This window comes from Pseudomonas machongensis (assembly GCF_034961125.1).
Taxonomy (GTDB): Bacteria; Pseudomonadota; Gammaproteobacteria; order Pseudomonadales; family Pseudomonadaceae; genus Aquipseudomonas; species Aquipseudomonas machongensis.
Window position 1 is genome coordinate 565,062 of sequence record NZ_JAYFUI010000187.1, and the last position, 19,189, is coordinate 584,250.

Below are 19,189 nucleotides of genomic sequence, written 5' to 3' on the forward strand. Positions count from 1 at the left end.
GCTCCGAATAAGGTCGGGAATCAACGGCGGGTGAAATGTCTGACGAGGCGATCGCCACTCATCTGCAAGGCCTGCACCAGCAGGATCAACAGCAGTACGGTGACGACCATCACATCGGTCTGGAAGCGTTGGTAACCAAAACGAATGGCCAGGTCGCCCAGGCCGCCGCCACCGATCACACCGGCCATCGCCGTGTAGTCGACCAGCACGATGGCGGTGACGGTGACGGCGGCGATCAGCCCGGTACGGGCTTCGGGCAGCAAGGTGTGGCGGATGATCTGCCAGGTGCTGCCACCCATGGCCTGGGTGGCCTCGACCACGCCACGGTCGACTTCGCGCAGGGCGGTCTCCACCAGGCGCGCGAAGAACGGCGTACAGCCCACCACCAGTGGTGGAATGGTGCCGCGCACACCGAGTGAGGTGCCGACAACCAAGGTGGTCAGGGGGATCAGCACGATCAGCAGAATGATGAACGGCAGCGAGCGCAGCACGTTGACCACGGCCGACATGGCCCGATAGGCCGGCGCATTGGCCAGCAGCTGGCGTTGCCCGGTGAGAAACAGCAGCACCCCCAACGGCAGCCCCAGCGCTACGGTGAAGCCCAGCGCGGCGCCAAGCATGCTCAGGGTCTCGAGGCAGGCGAGGCCGATTTCACTCCAGTCCAGGTTGGCCAACAGTGCATTCATCGCCCACGCTCCTGGCGCAACGCGGCCACCGGATGGGGCGCACGCAGGCGATCACCTTGGCCGAACAGCTTGTTGCGCAAGCTGCCATCGGCGTACTCGCGCTTGAACAGGCCGCGAGCCTGCAGTTCCGGAACCAACAGATCGACCACGGCAACGAAGGTTTCCGGCACGACCACGCTGGACAGGTTGAAGCCGTCCACGTCAGTGTCTTCGACCCAGCCCTGCAACTGATCGGCGACGGTCGAGGGCGATCCGACCAGCAGCGGGCCGTCGCCACCCAGGCAGCAGTATTCGGCGATCTCGGCAACGGTCCAGGTCCGTGTCGGGTCGGCGCGGGTGAAGCCCTCGACCACCGACTGGATGGCTTCGCTGGGCACCTCGCGAAGAATCTGGTCGGGGCTGTAGGCAGCGAAATCAATGCCGGTCCAGCCCGACATCAGCGAGAGCGAGCCGCTGGCACTGGCGTACTCGCGGTACTCGCGCAGACGGGCCTGCGCGGCCTCGTCGGTTTCAGCGACGATCACCGTGAGCTGTTCGAGGATCAGGATGTCGGAGCCCTTGCGCCCGGCGGCGACCGCGGCCGCACGTAGATCGCTCACCTGCTTCTTCAGCACGGTCTTGCTCGGTGCGGCAACGAACACGCATTCGGCGTTGGCTACGGCAAAGGCCCGCCCTCGGCTGGATGCTCCTGCCTGGTAGAGCACGGGTGTGCGCTGTGGCGACGGGGCGCTGAGGTGAAAACCAGGGACCTTGAAGTAGGTGCCGTCATGCTCGATGCCGTGGACTTTGCTCGGGTCGGTGTAGACACCGCTGGTACGATCGGCGCGCACGGCATCCTCTTCCCAGCTGGTTTCCCAAAGCTTGTAGCAGACCTGCAGGTATTCCTCGGCCAGCGCGTAGCGCTGGTCATGGCTCATCTGTTCGGGCTGACCAAGGTTGCGTGCCCCGCTGGACAGGTAGGAGGTCACGATATTCCAGCCGGCACGGCCCTGGGTCAGGTGATCGAGGGTGCTCATGCGCCGGGCGAAGGGAAAGGGATGCTCGAACGACACCGAGGCGGTGACGCCAAACCCCAGGTGGCGCGTGGCTGCGGCCATCGCCGGTACCAATTGCAGCGGGTCGTTCAACGGTACCTGGGCGCCGCTGCGCAGCGCTTCGTCGGCATTGCCGCCGTAGACGTCATAGACACCCAGCACATCGGCGAGGAACAGGCCGTCGATACAGCCACGCTCGAGGGTCTGGGCCAGTTCGATCCAGTAGTGGATATCGGTGTAACGCGTCGCCTGGTCGCGCGGATGGCGCCACAGCCCAGGCGACAGATGCCCGACCGTGTTCATGGCGAAGGCATTGAGACGGATCTGCTTGGTCATTGCGCGGCCTCAGTTCCAGTCGTGGCGCGTGGGGCGGATACCGTTCAGGGCCCAGTTGCCGACCAAGTGGTATTTCCAGCGCACGGGATCGTGCAGGGTATGCACCCGGGCATTGCGCCAGTGCCGGTCAAAGTTGTGCTGCAGCAACGAGGAGCGGGTCCCGCCCAGTTCGAACAGGCGATTGCTGGCCTCGATCGACACCTCCGTGGTCAGCACCTTGGCCTTGGCCACCGCCACCGAGGCAGCGGCGACGTTGTCTTCGTTCGGCGCAGGCTTGGCGGCATCCAGCACCTTGCCGGCGCGCTCGAGCAGGGCCTCGGCGGCCTCCTGGCGGATCTCCAGGGAGCCGATCTGAATGATGGTGAGCGGATCCTCGCTGGCCTTTTCAACACCGGCATCGATCCACGGACGGGCATGGTCGCGTACGAACGCAATGGTGTCGTCCAGCGCCGCGCGGCCGATACCGGCGTCAATCGCCGCAGTGGTCAGTTGGGCGAAGGGGCCGGCGAGGGTAGGGTGCTCGTAGGAGCGGTAGCTGGGGAACAGGTTGAATGCGGGCAGGCACAATCCGTCCAGCAGCACGGTGCCGCTGGAGGTGGTGCGCTGGCCCATGCTGTTCCAGTCGTCGACGACCACCAGCCCAGGAGTGCCACGTGGCACAAAGGCCAATTGCGCCCGGTCCAGTTCGTCCAGGGCCAGGACGCCGATCCAGTGGGCATAGAGCGAGCCGGTGCAGTAGCCCTTGCGGCCGTCGATGCGGTAGCCGTCGGCTTCGGCAACCAGGCGGGTCCGGATGTCCTGGACGGTCTTGCCACCGGTCTCCGACAATGCATTGGCAAAACGATGGCCTTTGAGCACCAGGTCGAAGAAGAAGCGCCGCTGCTCTTCGGTGCCTTGCAGGCGGATGTCTTCGAGCAGGCAGTAGTGGTTTTGTGGAATCTGGCCAAGCGAAGGGTCGGCGGCCGAGACGATGGCGATCACCTGCGCCAGGGTGGCGAAGGACACTTCGGCACCTCCGTAGGCACGTGGCACGGTGATGCCCCACAGACCGCTGTTGGAATAGGCATCGACCACATCGGCAGGGACTTCTCGGCGTCGGTCACGCTCGGCAGCGCCTTCGCGCAGCAGCACGGCGATCTGGTGGGCAACGGCGATGGCTTCGGCATCGTCGCGGATGACATGGGCATCCGGCTGGCGGATGTCATAGGAGGCTGAGACGGCAGGCGTGGACATGGGTTCCTCGGGAAACTGTGCGTGTACACAGCTCACCGGAGCAGAAACCGTGCCAGCGACTTTATTTGAATAAAATCAATGGCTTGAAATTGTTTTATGCGGGAGGTGTCGCCCTTTGAGCAATCAACTGTTGGCCAGGTGTTGCTGGTCAGACAGTTGCCAGGGAAACATGTCGCCGTGCATGCCGACCCGCGCTGCAGCCTCGCTTGCCTACAACATCCATCCCCTCGGGTCTGTGTAAGGGTTATGTAAAAAACCGTTTAAGAATTGTGAACAACTGTATTCTGAAAAGACCTACACCATTGGCCAGACCCATGAACCAACTTCCGTCGCAGTCAGAGGCTGCACGCGGGGCGTTCTCCAGCTTTGAGGCGTGTCGCAATACGCAGAAAGGCCCTGTGGTGATCCTGGCGTCAGGTGCGTCAGCGAAAGATTTTCCGCTCGAAGATTTTGCCAGCGTCCCGATCATCGCCATGAATGGCTCCATTTCGATGCTGGTGGGCACGGATGTGCGTCCGTTCTTCTACATTTGCACCGACAAGGATTTCTGCAACCAGCAACCCGAGCTTTTTGCCACGGCATTGCACACCAGTCCGCGACTGGCGCTGTGGCCGGAGCAGTTCGACCTGTTCGACCTGCCTGACGACACCGAGCGCTACCCGCTGCTCAAGGCTCTGGAGCCAACGTTCAGCGAATGGCTGGGGCTCGGCGATGGACGCTATGCGCGCAACCGCACGCTGTGGAGCAAGCGAGCGCGTTCGATCGGTTTCAGCAGGAACCTGTCATACGGGTTCTTCGATGCCCGGACCGTGGCTTTTGTGGCCCTGCAACTGGCTTACCACCTGGGCTTCGATGACGTGCTACTGGTCGGCGTGGATCTGAACCAGTCGGCAGGGCGCTTTTATGAGACCAACGGCGGCAAGCGTTCGCCCTGCGGCCTCGACCAGCATTGGGAAAGCCGTATCCTGCCGTCACTGACTCTGATGGCGCACCAAGTGGTGGGTGAGCGCTTCCGCGTTCATAACCTCTCGACCCGCTCACGCATCCCCCCGGCATTGATCCCCAGGATCGACCTGCAGCAGGCCCGCGCCCTCGCGGCGCGAGCGACGGCCGTGGTGTGAGCATTGCACGTCAAGAAAGCGGATGCAGCACGATCGCGCGATAGGTAGAGTGCCGGGGTCGCCAGCCAGCATCAGGAGTTGCCTGTGTCCAGCGCTTTCACCCTCATGTCATCGCCAGTCGGCACCCTGACACTGGTCGCCCGTGGCGAGTGCCTGGCCGCCGTGCTGTGGGAAGAGGAGCGTGCCAATCGGGTGCGCCTTGGCGAACTGCACCGTGATGACCAGGCGCCCGTACTGCGGGAGGCTGCCCGTCAGTTAGGCGAGTATTTCGCCGGCCAGCGCCAGCGCTTCGAGCTGCCGCTGGACTTCGATGGCACGGAATTCCAGCGCCAGGTCTGGGCGGCGCTGCTGACCATTCCTTTCGGCCAGACTCGCAGCTACAGCGATATCGCCCGACAGATCGGCAACCCCACGGCAGTGCGTGCGGTAGGGGCAGCCAATGGGCGCAACCCGATCTCGATCATCGCACCCTGCCATCGGGTGATCGGTGCCTCGGGCAGCCTGACTGGCTTTGCTGGCGGGTTGCCGGCAAAGCAGTATCTGCTGGCGCTCGAGGGCAGGCAGAGCCTGTCGCTGTTCTGAGCGCTCAGCTCAACCACCACGCCAATGCGCACAGCACCAGTGCGAGCACCGAGCCTGCGAACAGGCCGTAGTGCCGCTGCGCCCGTCGGGCATGGCGTTCGACCTCACGCAGGTACTGGCCGGGTGTCGGCGCATCCGGGCGATGGCGCAACCCTTCGGCGATGTCTGCCAGCCTGCCGCGAATCAGCAAACCAACCAGGTAGTAGCAGGAGGCATAGCTGGCGAATGCCAGCAGCAGGTACTTCACGGGGATCCTTCCTTGGGTGACACAAAGGGAGAGGATACCCTCAGCCGCCCGCCGTTAACCAGCGAAACTCAGGACGCCGGCCGTGCAGCGAAGCGCTGGCGGAACCAGTCATCGAGCATGGCCTTCTCGGCATACAGGCGATCGCTGCTGCCCACGCGGCCCGGGCGGCTCAGGTACATCTTGTCGCTGACGCGTTCCTCGGCCTTGCGCTCGGGCTGGCCGGGTTGAACGAGGGTGTAGCTGAGGTCGATGGTCGGCCAGGTGATTTCGCGCATGAAACGTACGTTGTAGGCCTGACTGTTCCAGGGTTCGTAGCGGCCCGCCAGGTCGATGTCGCGGATGTCTATGAGTACCCGCTGGCCGGGCTGAAGGTAGCGCTGGCCAAGTTTTTCCAGGTGCCGGGTGAGTGCCTTCATCACTTCGGGGTCGGCGCCGCGCTCATAGCCGGGGCTGTTCAGGCTGGCATCGCGGAATTTTTCCGGGTGATCGAAGCTGACCTGGACCTGCGCGGGCGGGATGCCTTGTGCCATGCTGTCGTATGCCAGCACCAGCAGTGCAGCGCAGGCGAGGGTAGAGCGCATGATGCATCTCCGCGTTAGGATCGTCGTTGTCGCGCCATTCTACGCCTGGTGCCGGCGACACAGCAGAGGAATGATGTAATGGCGCGTTTTCGGCAGCTAGCTGCCAACGACAAAGGGCGCGACTTGGCGGTCGGCGATATCCACGGGCACTTCCAACGCCTGCAGGCCGCGCTCGAGCAGGCGGCATTCGATCCGGAGGTTGATCGGCTGTTCAGTGTCGGTGACCTGGTCGACCGGGGCCCGGCCAGCGAAGAGGCCCTGAACTGGCTGGCGCAACCCTGGTTTCATGCCGTGCAGGGCAATCACGAAGCATTGGCCATCAGCCACTATCGCGGTGGCCGTGTGGATCTGGACATGTACCGTGCGGCTGGCGGGGGCTGGTTTCTCGACTTGCCCAAGGCTGAGCAGGCGCGCTTCGTCGAGCAGTTCGAACGCCTGCCGGTCGCGCTCGAAGTACAGACTGCCCACGGGTTGGTCGGCATGCTGCATGCCGACAGCCCGTTCGCCGACTGGGCTGAGCTGCGCGCCTGCCTGCAGACGAGGGACGACCCTGCCGTGCGCGAGGTCTGCCAATGGTCGCGCCGGCGCCTGAAGAGCGGCGATAGCCAACCCATCCAAGGGCTGCGTGCGCTGCTGGTCGGCCACACCCCGGTGCTCACGCACAAGGTATTGGGCAACGTGTGGCACCTGGATACCGGTGGCTGGAGCAGCGGTTTTTTCAGCCTGCTGGATATCGGCACGCTGACGCTGATCAACGAGTGACACATCTGCGACCTACCCAAAAACGACCACCCACACATTCGGGGTATGTCTGCAGCCAGCCAGACCTCCCATAGTGACCCCATCGGCTCAATCCGGAGCAGTCACACGATGGAGTTGCTATGCGCAAGGCACTGAAGGTGATTGGCGGTCTGCTGCTGGTGTCCTCGACGGCACTGGTGCAGGCAGCGGCAGAGGGGGACAGCAGCAACACGCTCAGGCTGTACAACTGGACTGACTACATTGGTGAAACCACCCTGGCCGACTTCGAAAAGGCCACCGGCATCAAAGTGGTTTACGACACCTTCGATGGCTATGAAACGGTCCAGACCAAACTGCTCACCGGCCGCTCCGGCTACGACCTGGTCATGCTCAATGCGTCGCTGGTACCGCCGCTGATCCAGGCCGGCGTGTTCCAGGCCCTGGACAAACAGCAACTGCCCAGTTGGCACAACCTCGACGAGCAGGTGGTCAGCAACCTGCAAGGTTACGACCCTGGCCTGAAGTACTCGGCGCCCTACACCTGGGGCAGCTCCGGCGTTACCTACAACGTCGACAAGATCAAGGCGCGCATGCCCGACGCACCGATCGGCTCGCTGGCCATGTTGTTCGACCCTGCCATTGTTTCGCGCGTCGCCGATTGCGGGGTGACTTTGATGGACGCCCCCACCGAAGTGATTCCACTGGCCCTGCAGTACCTGGGCAAGGATCCGCGCAGCGCCGCACCGGCAGATCTCAAGGCCGCCGAGCAGCTACTGCTGGGCATCCGCCCCTATATCCGCAAGTTCGACTCGGTCAACTACCTGACCAGCCTGCCCAACGGCGACGTGTGCCTGGCCCTGACCTGGTCGGGTGACTACGCCACTGCCCAGGCGCGTGCAGTGGAGGCGAAGAAGGCTATCAAGCTGGCGTTCTTCATTCCCAAGGAAGGCTCGCTGATCTGGTTCGACAACCTCTACATCCCCAAGGATGCGCCCCACGTCAGCAACGCCCATCGCTTCATCGAGTTCCTGCTGCAGCCACAGACCATGGCCAAGGTGACCAACTACATCCACTACGCCAACAGCAATGCCGCGGCCACCGCCCTGGTACAGGCCGATATCCGCCAGGACCCGGCGATCTACCCGGACGCCCAGACCCGCGAACGGCTGTTCGCGCAAAAGACCCAGACGCCCAAGGACATGCGTGCGATCACGCGGGTCTGGAGCACGGTCAAGACCGGGTTCTGAACATTTTCGAACGATCCTCGCCAAGGAGCTGCCCATGGCCACTTCAAGCAACGCATCCGCTATCGCCCACGATCCATTGGTGGAAGCCGACAAGGCCCATTACATGCACGGTTACCACATGTTCGACGAGCATCGCGAACAGGGCGCGCTGAACATCATCGAAGGCGAAGGCGCCTATATCCGCGACACCCAAGGCAACCGCTTCCTCGATGCCGTTGGCGGCATGTGGTGCACCAACATTGGCCTGGGGCGCGAGGAAATGGCCTTGGCCATTGCCGACCAGGTGCGCAAGCTTGCCTATTCGAACCCGTTCTCGGACATGGCCAACGACGTGGCCATCGAGCTCTGCCGCAAGCTTGCGCAACTGGCACCGGGCGACCTGGACCATGTCTTCCTCACCACAGGCGGCTCGACTGCCGTGGACACCGCCTATCGACTGATCCAGTACTACCAGAACTGCCGCGGCAAGCCGGGCAAGAAACACATCATCGCCCGCTATAACGCCTACCACGGCTCGACCACCCTGACCATGCAGATCGGCAACAAGGCTGCCGACCGGGTACCTGAATTCGACTATGCCCACGACCTGATCCACCACATCTCCAACCCCAACCCGTACCGCGCCCCGGACAACATGGACGAAGCCGAATTCCTCGACTTTCTGGTCGCCGAGTTCGAAGACAAGATTCTCTCCCTGGGGGCCGACAACGTCGCAGCCTTCTTCGCCGAACCTATCATGGGCTCGGGCGGGGTGATCATCCCGCCCGAGGGGTACTTCGCGCGCATGTGGCAGCTGTGCCAGACCTACGACATCCTGTTCGTCGCCGACGAAGTAGTGACCTCGTTCGGACGCCTGGGCACCTTCTTCGCCAGCGAAGAGCTGTTCGGTGTCACCCCGGATATCATCACCACGGCCAAGGGCCTGACGTCCGCCTACCTGCCGCTGGGTGCGTGCATCTTCTCCGAGCGTATCTGGCAGGTGATCGCCGAGCCGGGCAAGGGGCGTTGCTTCACCCACGGGTTTACCTACAGCGGCCATCCGGTGTGCTGTACCGCGGCGCTGAAGAACATCGAGATCATCGAGCGGGAAAGCTTGCTGGAACACGTCAAGGATGTTGGCGGCTACCTGGAACAACGCCTGCAGAGCCTGAGCGAGCTACCGCTGGTGGGCGATGTGCGGTGCATCAAGCTGATGGCCTGTGTCGAATTCGTCGCCGACAAGGCGAGCAAGGCACTGTTCGACGATGCGATCAACATCGGTGAGCGCATCCACAGCAAAGCCCAGGCCAAAGGCCTGCTGGTACGGCCGATCATGCACCTGAACGTGATGTCGCCGCCGCTGATCGTCACCCGCGCCCAGGTCGACGAGATTGTCGAGACCCTGCGCCAGTGCATCCTCGAAACCGCGCGCGAGCTCACGGCGCAAGGGTTGTACCAGGGGCGATGAGCAGCCTGCAGCGGGCTGTGCGTGGGCATGTCCGGCAGGCTAGACTGCCGGGCATGACCCAGGCCTCTCCCGACACACCGCTCACCTTGACCCTCGGTGCATTGCAGCAATGGCATGCGGCGCTGCAATGCGCATTGGTTCACAGTGAATCGCCCGACGCCCTGCAGCATCTGGCGGCAGCGCTTGGTCATCTGGTTGCGGTCGAATCGATGATGATCAGCCTGGAGAGCCAGGGCCAGGCGCCGCAACTGCTGTACCAGCAAGGGATTCCCCTGGTTCATCGCGATGCCGTGCTGGGTCGTTACTTTGCTGCAGGCTACCTGCTGGATCCCTTTTGCCTGGCAGTGCAGGGTGGCCTGGCCGAGGGGTTTTACCATTTGCAGGACATCGCTCCGGACAACTTCTTCGACAGCGACTACTACAAGACCTATTACCTGGGCACCGGCTGCAGCGAAGACAGCTACTACATCGCCGACCTGTGCGATGGCCGCAAGCTGTCCTTGAGCTTGTTCCAGGGGCGTAGTGGCACCCACCTCAGCCCGCAGCAGATCGACCTGCTTCGCGCGGTCGAGCCGGTGGTGCGCGAACTGCTGGGCCGCTATGCACGGCACAACCTCGAGCCGGGCAAAGTGTCACTGGAGCACGGCAGCCTGCAGGCTGCATTCGACAGCTTCGGTTGCGAGGTGCTGACCGATCGCGAGCGTGAAGTCGCACACATGATCCTGCGTGGCCATTCGGTCAAATCCACTGCGTTGGAGCTGGGTATCTCGCCTGAAACCGTGCGCATGCACCGCAAGAATCTCTATCTGAAGCTTGGCATCAACTCGCAGTCGGAACTTTTCGCTCGGTTCATCGATTGGTTACGCCAAGCTTGAACATGCTTCAACTTTGCCAAGGGCGCCACAGTTTTGAGGGTTTGGGTTTGACATGGATGATGAAGCTATCGCCCGCCCGGGTGACTTTTCTAGCTTCTAGATTAAAAACATCCATGAGCCTCCTGGCGCTTTTCCCATTTGGCGTATTCCAAAGAAATGGTTGTCGTAAGGGCGTTCCAGACTGGGCGGCTTCATTCATGACCTTGAGCGTTTCTTGATTGATGACAGTGTCATGGATGATTATGTTTGGATTTCGGTCAAATTTTTCTCGCTCTGAGACTGCGTCATACTGCAGTTTAGCAACATCGCTGGCAAAGTAATGCTTGTGGCGTGGGTCTTTAAAGATTGCATAAACTATCCATGCCCTGGGGAAATAGTCACTTTGAAATATATCGCCCTCAATGTTTGTGGAGATGAAATTTCCGGATTGGCGAACCTGCGCAGTGCCTTTGATCCAGTTCATTCGAATTTGCATGGCAGGATCGATGTCCAGTGAAGAGGTCCAGCTCTGTTGGGTGTTGCTGGGGACGGGCACCGATGTTGTCGCTGCGATCTCGGCGGGGGGAGGCGGTGCCGGAGGTTCCACTGATTTCACGTATGTCATGGCATCTTTGGCAGGCCCGAAGTCATTATTAATCCCGCTGATGATATATGCCGCGAGGTCTCTCGGGTCGGGATTCGTTTCCTGGTCGAGCTCCAATATCGCCAATACAACATTGCGGTCGATGTCCCGCAGTTTTTCGGCAAGGGTTTCTATGTGGGCTTCTTCCGGCCACTCCCATATCCGTCCATCGCGATCCATGCCCGAGCACGGATTATTCCTGAGCATACGGAATAGATTCAGCCCATCCGCCGTGCCTGCCGGGTCTGCACTCAGCCAGCGTCCAACCCAAGGCTGACAGTACCGATAACCGTAGTAATACAGCCCCGTGGCATCCCGCTCCTTGCCCGAATAACGGAGGGTTTTGTATTTCGCCTCGGTCTGACTTCGTGTTGTCAGCACGGATGTGCCGCCATACGGATAGTATTCCTCTCGACTGATGAGGTTGCCGCTGCCATCTAATTCCAACCCGCTACTGCCCGTGAGGTTGTCGTAGCTGTAACGTATCTGGTCGTTGCCGATGTCGGTCGGTTTACCGATCTCCCAGTGCAGCACCCGAACTTGTGAACGGCCAGCCTCGCCTATGGTGATTACCTGCAAACTCTGCATTTGCGTATCGCCAGACGCATGAAACTTCAGTTCCAGTCCCGAAAGGTACAGTGTGCGATCTATCTGTAGATTGCTGTTTGTTTTTTGTACGCTGACTTTAAGGATGCGCTGGCTGTTCGAGTCATAGCGGTAGTGCTCACTGTCATCAGCGCCGCCCGCGCGTACCACAGGCGTCACCTTCAGCAGTTCGTTACGTGGTGTCCAGGTGAGGCTCTGACCTGGCTGAAGCTGAGTCTGTTGGCCACCGGTCCTGAACAGCGCATCCACGTCTGCGGCCTTGTCGGCCAAGGTGCTCAATACGGCTCGGTTACTGCGGTTGCTTGTGGTGATTTTCGTCGTGTAACCGCTGCCTGTGGCTGGATCGTGGCGTATCCGCGTCAAGTTGCCAGCGATGTCGTAAGTATAGGTGCGTAGATAACCGGTATAGGCAGAGTCGTCGGGAGAGGGCGGCATAGTAGCGGGTGGGAGAGTGCAGCCCTGCTGGCCGGCGTTGGCCATTTCACGTCCAGTGGCGCTGACCAGTTGGTACAGGCTGTCATAGCGGTAGCTATTCTGCGGCTGCACTTTCTGGTTGCGCCAGAAGCGCGTCTGTCCGACGTTGTCGCTGACTTTCAGGACGTTACCCACCGGATCGTATGCATAGCGCAGGTCCTGCAGCATCTTCGCCCCTAGCATATGTCCTTTCGGGCGCTCCGTTCTGATCTCGCTGAGACGCTGCTTATAGGGTTCATGGGAATAAGCGGTCACCACGCCGTTACCGTGCTCCTCGCGCCGCTTCTGTCCCGCAGCCGAGTAAGCCAGTGCTTTCACTATGACCTGCTCGGTGCCGTCTTTCATTGTCAGCCAGCTGCCTGCGAGCAAGCCCGCCACATCGTACGCCACTCGCTGCACATTCCCTTTTGCATCCGTAGTGGCCAATACAGCTGCGCAGGCGTCCGCAGTGGTCAGGGTGGTATGGCGTTCTCCCTCTGCGGCGAGCAGGTCATTCCAGTTGCAGCATCCTTGCCCTTTCCAGTTTGGGGGTATCTGCGCCTCACCCGTCTCCTTCAGCAGGCGGCGGGTTAGTGACAGCGCGATGCCGGTGAGTGCCATCTTGTCGGTCTGCACCAGCCCTGCAGTATCGTAGTGACTGATGCGTCGTCCGGCCAGGTTCAGGCCTTTCTGCGCCTGCGAATTACTGCCATGGACAAAACGTTCAGTGATACAGGCAGCTTCGCCGCTGACCTGTTCTGTCAGGCTCAGTGGCCGCCCTGGGAGGGTATGGCCCTCATACTGCCAAGTGCGTGTCACCGACTGACTGTTGTCCTGCGTACCGCCGATGTCGGTGCAGAGGTTACTGAGCGTGACGAGTGGGCGTCCAGCCGTGTCGCTCAGGTTAAGGGTGGTGCCGTTATCCGCACCTTGTGTGTACAGGAGCCCACCGTTCAGGTGCCTGAGGTAGATGAAGTTGAACAGCCCGACGTCGTGCAGGCGAGGATCGGTACTGCTCATCAGAAAGCCTTGAGGGGCGTACCGATGGCGGGTAAGACGCTGGTGCTTGATATCTGGGGTGTCGGGGTGGCGGTGGTAGGCGATGTCGCGCACTGGAAGTCCCCGGTTGTCGAGGGCTATGACACTCGGGGTGCCGTCGAATAGCAAAGGCGAAGGGGTCATCGGTGTTCTCCATTCCCTGAGACAGCCAAATGAATGATGAAGGGAACTATAGAGCAGGCTGGCGGCTATGCTCGGCAATTGGTACTGTTACGGGCTACATACCACGGTACGAAATCGAGGAGCGAACATGGCCCGCGGTGGCATCGACAAGGCGGCAGTACAGCAGGCACGGCAGGCGCTGATCGCCCGGGGCGAGCATCCGAGTATTGATGCAGTACGCATCGAATTGGGTAACACCGGTTCGAAAACCACCATTCATCGCTACATGCGCGAGCTCGAAGCGCTGCAACCGCTGGCTGACAAGCGTTCACCGGCCCTCAGCGACACGCTGGGGCGTTTCGTCGGCCAACTGGCCGAGCAGTTGCGCGAGGAAGCAGAGGCCCGTATTCGCGACGCGCAGGCGGTGTTCGATGAACAGCGCGGCCAATTGCAGGTGCAGTTGCAACTTGCCCAGCAAGCACTTGCGGCTGCTCACCAGCAACAACAGATTCAGGCCAGCGCCCTTGCGGCGGAGTCGGAAAAGCTCGAGACAGCGCTGAGCACTCTGCAGGCCGAGCAACTGCGCAGCGCCAGCCTCAACCAATCCCTGCGCGAACTGCGGCTGAGGCTGACCGACAAGGACGAGCAGTTGCAGCAGTCGCAAGGGGAATTGCGTCAGTTGCAGCAGGACGCGATCGCCCGCCAGGAAGAACTGACACACCTGCACCGTGAGAATGAGCGCCTGCTGACCGAAAACCGACAGGCCAGCGCCCAGCACAAACAACTCGACGAACAATTGGAGCAGCGCGATGCCCAGGTTCAAGGGCTGCGCTCGATCCTGGCCCAGGCGCAGGGGGCGAGCGAGGAGGTGCGTCGGCAGTTGGACAGCGAGCGCCAGGCGCTGGTGGGCCAGCGTGACATCTGTGCCGAACAGATGCGCCTGATCGAGCGTCTGCAGGATCGTCTGACACAGAGCGAGGCGCGCTGTGCGCAGCTCGAGACCTTCCAGGCAAAGGGCGCGTAGATAAATCAAACTTCGCCAGACCCGCGCTTTCTTCTGTAGACACCGTTACGGAGAACGCACTATGAGCGAACAGAAACGTCCCCACCCTGCGCAAGGGCCTCACTCCTCCGACAAGGCGTCCAGCAAGCAGGACCTGGGTTTTGATCCGGACTCCCCTGATCTGGAGGATCCGCAAGTCGACCCGCAAGGTCCGGCAAAGCCACCTCGCGATCACGAAAAGAAAGGTAAGTAACCGAGGCATGATCCCCCGGGCGTGCGCACGCGGCAGCAAGTGCCGCGCCCGCAAGCCCGAGGGTTCAGCTGTCGAGCTGACGCGCCGCGTCTACGCCGGCACTGGACAACTTGATTGGATAACGCACGCTGATCTGGTGATCGGCATCGACATTGACGCTGCCATCATGGATCAAGCCGGCCTCCTGAAGTGTCTTGAGCATGCCGGCCACGGCCTTTTCGCCGCGGTAGTTGTCCAGTACTTCCTTACCCAGACCTTCAGGATGGGCATGCAGTAGCCGAGTCAGTACTTCGGCGCGCAGAGCATCATTACTCATATCAAGCCTCTCTGATTACCTGTGGATCACTTGCCGTGCTTGGCCTGAAGCTGTTTGGCATGCTCCAGGTGCTTCTCGAGGGTGGGCAGGGTTTCGCTGGCGAAGGCCTTGAGCTCCGGCTTGTCGGACGATGCGGCTTCCTTCTTGAACAGCTCCACGGCTTTCTCGTGGGCATCGACCTGATTGTTGACATAGGACTTGTCGAACGACTCGTCGCGCCATTCCAGGATCATCTTCTTGACCTTGTCGGTGAGCGCAGCCTCGTCAGGCACGCTGATATCCAGCTTGCGGGCGATGTCACCGAGTTTCTGGTTGGCCTGGGTGTGATCGGTGACCATCTGCTGGGCGAAGGTCTTGATCTCGGCATCCTTGCTCTTTTCCAGCGCCAGGTTGCCGGTTACGACTTCAGCGATACCGGCCTCGGTCGCGGCATCGACGAAGTCGTCGGAGGAAGCGGCCATCACCTGCATCGAGGCAAGGCCCATGGCCATGCACAGACCGGCTCGCTTGAGGAACAGAGTATTCATGTGTCTCTCCTTGTCCGTGGTCGCGACATCGGTGTCGCAGACGGTTGAGCGTCGATCGGCGGCGAAAGTTTGAAATTTCTCGCCGGCATCATGCTCGACGGGAGGGGAAGGGGGTTGCAAGTAAATTGTTATAACGTAACATTTGCGTGAATCAGCTTGCCTCAGGAAACGTACCGTGATCCGCAGAAACCCTTCCGGCCACCTCCCGCAAATCGCCGAATCGGCCTACATCGACAAGACCGCGATCATCTGCGGCAAGGTCATCATCAAGGACAATGTGTTCGTCGGCCCCTACGCGGTCATTCGCGCCGACGAGGTGGACGGCACCGGTGACATGGAGCCGATCGTCATTGGTGCCAACTCCAACATTCAGGATGGCGTGGTCATCCACTCCAAATCCGGCGCGGCGGTGAGTATCGGTGAATACACCTCCATCGCCCACCGCTCCATCGTGCATGGCCCCTGCGTGGTCGGCGATCGGGTGTTCATCGGTTTCAACAGCGTGCTGTTCAATTGCCGCGTGGGTGATGGCAGCGTCGTGCGTCACAACTCGGTGGTCGATGGTCGCGACCTGCCGGAGCGCTTTTACGTACCGCCCACCGAACATATCGGCCCACACACCGATCTTGACCGTTACCCACCGGTCAGTGTGTCGGCCTCGGAGTTTTCCGAGGATGTCGCCCGCACCAACATCGACCTGGTCCAGGGCTACAAGGCCCTGCAGAACGAGTTCTGATCATGGCCGACTTGCTGATACGCAACGCACGACTGGTCAACGAAGGGCGCGAGTTCGAGGCTGACCTGCTGGTCGCCCGCGGGCGTATCGACAAGATCGCCGCGAGCATCGAAGGCGTGCGCGCTAAAGTCGAGATCGATGCGCAAGGGCAGTGGTTGGTGCCGGGAATGATCGATGACCAGGTGCACTTTCGTGAACCCGGGGCAGAGCACAAGGGGAACATTGCCAGTGAGTCGCGGGCTGCGGTGGCGGGCGGCATCACCAGTTTCATGGACATGCCCAACACCGACCCGCCAACCCTCACCACTGCGGCGCTGGCCGACAAGAAACGTCGCGCGGCGGCCAGCTCGCAGGCCAACTACGGCTTTCACTTCGGCGTCAGTCGCGACAACCTGGACACCATCGCCGCGCTCGACCCGCGTGAAGTCGCCGGGGTCAAGGTGTTCATGGGCGCGTCCACCGGCAACATGCTGGTGGACGACCCGCAGGTGCTCGAGCGGCTGTTCATCTATTGCCCGACCATCCTGCTGGCCCACTGCGAACACACCCCGAGCATCCTGGCCAACGAGACGCTGTGGCGGGAGCGCCATGGCGAATTCATTCCTGCGGCCGCTCATCCGCTGATTCGCGATGCCGATGCCTGCTATCGCTCCTCGTCACTGGCCGTGGACATGGCCAGGCGTTTCGGCACGCGGCTGCATGTGCTGCATCTGACCACCGCGCGAGAACTGGCACTGTTCGCCCCAGGTCCCGTACACAACAAGCACATTACCGCCGAGGTCTGCGTACATCACCTGCTGTTCGACGACAGCGATTACGCGCAACTCGGCCATCTGATCAAGTGCAACCCGGCCATCAAGACCCGTGCCGACCGCGATGCACTGCGCCAGGCGCTGGCCGGCGACGTGATCGACGTGATCGGCACCGATCATGCGCCGCACACGCTTGAGGAAAAACGCCGAGTCTATGGCCGCGCGCCCTCGGGCCTGCCACTGGTTCAGCATGCCTTGCCAGCTGCGCTGGAGCTGGTCGGCGAGGGTGTGCTGAGCCTGACCCAGGTCGTCGACAAGACCAGCCACGCCGTGGCCCGCCTGTTCGCCATCCGCGAGCGCGGTTTTCTGCGCGAAGGCTACTGGGCCGACCTGGCGCTGGTCGAGCGCCTGGCGCAACCGCGCCAGGTCGCCGACGACCCGATCCTGGCCCGCTGTGGCTGGACACCCTTTCAGCATCGACACCTGCGGCATGTGGTGCGCACCACCGTGGTATCCGGCCAGCTCGCCTGGCATCAGGGCCAGGTGCAGCCACGCTGCCAGGGCCTGCCGCTGATGTTCGATCGATGACCCTTTATTGCACGAGTGTGCCCCATGACTGAAGAAGACTTGCTCGGCCAGCCGGCCGAGGCTTACATGAACGAACCCCAGCGCCAGTACTTTCGTAACCTGTTGCTGGGGCAGCGGGTGGAGTTGCAGGAGCGTATAGAGCAGGATTTCCAGGCGCTGCGCGAGCAGGAAGTGCACAGCGATCCGGCCGACCTGGGCAGTGCCGAGGAGGAGCGGCATTGGCAGTTGCGCACCCTTGAGCGGGAAAAGCGCCTGCTGGACAAGATCGACCAGGCGCTCGAGCGCCTGGCCAAGGGGGATTATGGCTGGTGCGAAGAGACCGGCGAGCCGATCGGTCTGCGCCGCCTGCTGCTGCGTCCGACCGCGACCCTGTGCATCGAGGCCAAGGAGCGGCAGGAACTCAGAGAGCGGCATTTGCGCGACGATGCTTAATCGACTTCTACCGCTTGGGCATGGAGTTGCCAGCGTACCGAGCTGACGCCTTTCTCCAGGCTCACTCGGCTGACCAGGCGCTCGAGTTGTGCGGGCGCCTGTGGGGTACCCAGCAGTTCGGCGCGTACTTCCAGGCGCAGCGGGTCGTGAAGGTCTTCGCTGTGCAGCGACTGCAGGCGCAGGCCTGGGTCACTGAGGCTGTGCAGCATCAGGCTGCGTACCTGGATCTCGTCTTCGGCCCGGCAGACAATGCGCACCTCGAAGCGTTGCTCGACTTCACTGGCGGGCACCACGTCCTGACGGTCCAGGCGCTGGGCGATGTCGCGCAACAGGATGTTGGCACACAGCACCACCAGGCTGCCCAGAGTGGCCTCCAGCAACAGCCCCAAGCTGCACAGCACACCAATGGCCGCGGTGCACCAGAGCGTGGCGGCCGTGTTCAGGCCGCGCACGTTGAAACCATCACGCATGATCACGCCACCGCCGAGAAAGCCGATCCCGGACACGACATACGCGGCGATGCGCGAGGCGTCGCTGGGTTCCATGCCGGGTACCGCCTGGGTCATCAGTACGAACAGGCAGGCACCGGTGCTGACCAGCGCATTGGTGCGAAGGCCGGTCAGGCGCTGGCGCAGTTGACGTTCGGCGCCGATCAGGGCGCCGAGTACAAGGGCCACACTGACGCGCAGCAGAAATACTTTCCAATCCATAGCAAACCTCTTTCCACGGGCAATGGCCCGCGCATGCGCCACTGGCAAGCGTGACGCCGATGAAATGAATGAGCGCGCAGGACCACGACACTCGCCGGCATGAGCTGGCTGAGCGGGAAAGAAGAGGGGAGATCTGCCTTTGCAGGCGAGATGGACCGCCGTCTACCGTATTCGGCAAGACAGCGGCAGGAATGCTGCCGGACTAGCTTGCCGTGTGGACCTGTCGCAATCGACTGGGGCTACTGTCCAATGCAGGACTCCTGTAGGGGATGCATAAGTGCGACGCGGACCTTACGCCTGCAGTTGCGCAGAATCAAGGCCGAATTCATGACAATTGCTTCATTGCCGAAACCTCCTACCGTTTCCGATGCGTTCGTCAGCGGTGGTAACCTTGGCGCCTGTAATTATCTACGCCGGACTGTCTCATGCTGTTCAACATCGCCGTGCTGCTCGCCACGTTGGTGGCCATGGAGGGTGTCGGCACGCTGGCCCACAAGTACGTCATGCACGGCTGGGGCTGGTGGCTGCATCGCTCGCACCATGAGCCGCACCTGGGTGTGCTCGAGACCAATGACCTCTACCTGGTGGCGCTGGCCCTGATCGCTGCTGGCCTGATGGCGCTGGGCAAGGCCGGCTACGCGCCCCTGCAGTGGGTCGGCGCAGGTGTCGCGGGCTATGGCGTGCTGTACGTGCTGGCCCACGACGGTTTCTTCCACCGGCACTGGCCACGTAAACCCAAACCCATGCAGCGCTACCTCAAACGCCTGTACCGGGCGCACCGGCTTCATCACGCGGTGAAAGGGCGCGAGGGTAGCGTGTCGTTCGGCTTTTTCTACGCGCCACCGCTGCGCGAGCTCAAGCGCCAGTTGCGCGCGCGGCGAGGTGATTGAGTCGCGCAGG

General features: G+C 61.8%; 21 protein-coding genes. 12 read left to right on the top strand and 9 right to left on the bottom strand.

The genetic code is table 11. The features are described from left to right. Window positions 1-20: 20 nt before the first annotated feature. Genes VA602_RS21435 through VA602_RS21445 form a run of 3 tightly spaced genes read right to left on the bottom strand, consistent with a single transcriptional unit; the run spans window position 21 to window position 3,289 of the window. A complete protein-coding gene (locus VA602_RS21435; protein WP_054891369.1) occupies window positions 21-686 on the bottom strand; it encodes a methionine ABC transporter permease in 666 nt (221 codons plus the stop codon). Beyond that, window positions 683-2,056 (bottom strand): LLM class flavin-dependent oxidoreductase, encoded by a 1,374-nt coding sequence (locus VA602_RS21440; RefSeq protein ID WP_323454266.1) that lies wholly within the window; start codon window positions 2,054-2,056, stop codon window positions 683-685. Before VA602_RS21440 ends, VA602_RS21435 begins: the two co-directional genes overlap by 4 nt. A 9-nt stretch (window positions 2,057-2,065) precedes the next feature. Next, a complete protein-coding gene (locus VA602_RS21445; protein ID WP_323454267.1) occupies window positions 2,066-3,289 on the bottom strand; it encodes an SfnB family sulfur acquisition oxidoreductase in 1,224 nt (407 codons plus the stop codon). Window positions 3,290-3,603: 314 nt separating this feature from the next. Between VA602_RS21445 and VA602_RS21450 the strand changes: the two genes are divergently transcribed. Both VA602_RS21450 and VA602_RS21455 read left to right on the top strand, forming a co-directional pair. Continuing rightward, a complete protein-coding gene (locus VA602_RS21450) occupies window positions 3,604-4,410 on the top strand; it encodes a lipopolysaccharide biosynthesis protein (protein WP_323454268.1) in 807 nt (268 codons plus the stop codon). Window positions 4,411-4,494: 84 nt separating this feature from the next. Beyond that, window positions 4,495-4,992 (top strand): methylated-DNA--[protein]-cysteine S-methyltransferase, encoded by a 498-nt coding sequence (locus tag VA602_RS21455; RefSeq protein ID WP_200602487.1) that lies wholly within the window; start codon window positions 4,495-4,497, stop codon window positions 4,990-4,992. Between the two features lie 4 nt (window positions 4,993-4,996). Here VA602_RS21455 and VA602_RS21460 read toward each other — a convergent pair whose 3' ends face one another. Further along, window positions 4,997-5,239 carry a hypothetical protein gene (locus tag VA602_RS21460; RefSeq protein ID WP_197889682.1) on the bottom strand — a complete coding sequence of 81 codons (243 nt, stop codon included), beginning with the start codon at window positions 5,237-5,239 and terminating at the stop codon, window positions 4,997-4,999. A 68-nt stretch (window positions 5,240-5,307) separates the two neighbouring features. Continuing rightward, window positions 5,308-5,820: a DUF3016 domain-containing protein gene (locus VA602_RS21465; protein ID WP_323454269.1), complete on the bottom strand. Its 513-nt coding sequence runs from the start codon at window positions 5,818-5,820 to the stop codon at window positions 5,308-5,310. A 78-nt stretch (window positions 5,821-5,898) separates the two neighbouring features. Here VA602_RS21465 and VA602_RS21470 point away from each other — a divergent pair, with 78 nt between their 5' ends. From VA602_RS21470 to VA602_RS21485, 4 genes are all read left to right on the top strand, one after another. Beyond that, window positions 5,899-6,582 (top strand): metallophosphoesterase, encoded by a 684-nt coding sequence (locus VA602_RS21470; RefSeq protein ID WP_323454270.1) that lies wholly within the window; start codon window positions 5,899-5,901, stop codon window positions 6,580-6,582. A 119-nt stretch (window positions 6,583-6,701) separates the two neighbouring features. After that, entirely contained in the window at window positions 6,702-7,808 is a 1,107-nt protein-coding gene (locus VA602_RS21475; protein WP_323454271.1) for a polyamine ABC transporter substrate-binding protein, read from the top strand. 34 nt (window positions 7,809-7,842) lie between these two features. Continuing rightward, complete coding sequence (locus tag VA602_RS21480) at window positions 7,843-9,255, top strand: aminotransferase (RefSeq protein WP_323454272.1); 1,413 nt, start codon at window positions 7,843-7,845, stop codon at window positions 9,253-9,255. A gap of 53 nt (window positions 9,256-9,308) precedes the next feature. Beyond that, entirely contained in the window at window positions 9,309-10,130 is an 822-nt protein-coding gene (locus tag VA602_RS21485) for a helix-turn-helix domain-containing protein (RefSeq protein ID WP_054891378.1), read from the top strand. Between the two features lie 7 nt (window positions 10,131-10,137). Here VA602_RS21485 and VA602_RS21490 read toward each other — a convergent pair whose 3' ends face one another. Next, a complete protein-coding gene (locus tag VA602_RS21490) occupies window positions 10,138-12,993 on the bottom strand; it encodes an RHS repeat-associated core domain-containing protein (RefSeq protein ID WP_323454273.1) in 2,856 nt (951 codons plus the stop codon). A gap of 127 nt (window positions 12,994-13,120) precedes the next feature. On the opposite strand from VA602_RS21490, the gene VA602_RS21495 reads away from it, so the two are divergent. Continuing rightward, window positions 13,121-13,996: a DNA-binding protein gene (locus VA602_RS21495; protein ID WP_323454274.1), complete on the top strand. Its 876-nt coding sequence runs from the start codon at window positions 13,121-13,123 to the stop codon at window positions 13,994-13,996. A 61-nt stretch (window positions 13,997-14,057) separates the two neighbouring features. After that, window positions 14,058-14,228, top strand: coding sequence for a DUF6021 family protein (locus tag VA602_RS21500; protein WP_177339335.1), 171 nt, complete (start codon window positions 14,058-14,060; stop codon window positions 14,226-14,228). Between the two features lie 64 nt (window positions 14,229-14,292). Here VA602_RS21500 and VA602_RS21505 read toward each other — a convergent pair whose 3' ends face one another. Together VA602_RS21505 and VA602_RS21510 are read right to left on the bottom strand one after the other, a co-directional pair. Further along, window positions 14,293-14,544 (bottom strand): hypothetical protein, encoded by a 252-nt coding sequence (locus VA602_RS21505; RefSeq protein WP_054891381.1) that lies wholly within the window; start codon window positions 14,542-14,544, stop codon window positions 14,293-14,295. Window positions 14,545-14,570: 26 nt separating this feature from the next. Next, window positions 14,571-15,071, bottom strand: coding sequence for a DUF4142 domain-containing protein (locus tag VA602_RS21510; RefSeq protein WP_065862877.1), 501 nt, complete (start codon window positions 15,069-15,071; stop codon window positions 14,571-14,573). Between the two features lie 175 nt (window positions 15,072-15,246). Between VA602_RS21510 and VA602_RS21515 the strand changes: the two genes are divergently transcribed. From VA602_RS21515 to dksA, 3 genes are read left to right on the top strand one after another with little or no spacing between them, the layout of a single operon-like run. Further along, a complete protein-coding gene (locus tag VA602_RS21515) occupies window positions 15,247-15,807 on the top strand; it encodes a gamma carbonic anhydrase family protein (protein WP_153773612.1) in 561 nt (186 codons plus the stop codon). A gap of 2 nt (window positions 15,808-15,809) precedes the next feature. Then, window positions 15,810-17,147, top strand: a complete 1,338-nt coding sequence (locus tag VA602_RS21520) for a dihydroorotase (protein WP_153773613.1) — start codon at window positions 15,810-15,812, stop codon at window positions 17,145-17,147. Between the two features lie 24 nt (window positions 17,148-17,171). Further along, window positions 17,172-17,579, top strand: a complete 408-nt coding sequence (gene dksA, locus VA602_RS21525; protein ID WP_054891385.1) for an RNA polymerase-binding protein DksA — start codon at window positions 17,172-17,174, stop codon at window positions 17,577-17,579. Here dksA and VA602_RS21530 read toward each other — a convergent pair. Beyond that, on the bottom strand, window positions 17,576-18,289 hold the full coding sequence (locus tag VA602_RS21530; protein WP_063544868.1) for an MgtC/SapB family protein: 714 nt from the start codon (window positions 18,287-18,289) through the stop codon (window positions 17,576-17,578). The genes dksA and VA602_RS21530 overlap by 4 nt on opposite strands. 425 nt (window positions 18,290-18,714) lie before the next feature. Here VA602_RS21530 and VA602_RS21535 point away from each other — a divergent pair, with 425 nt between their 5' ends. Continuing rightward, the gene (locus tag VA602_RS21535; protein ID WP_063544869.1) at window positions 18,715-19,179 is read left to right on the top strand and encodes a sterol desaturase family protein; all 465 of its coding nucleotides are present in this window, start codon (window positions 18,715-18,717) and stop codon (window positions 19,177-19,179) included. Window positions 19,180-19,189 lie beyond the last annotated feature (10 nt).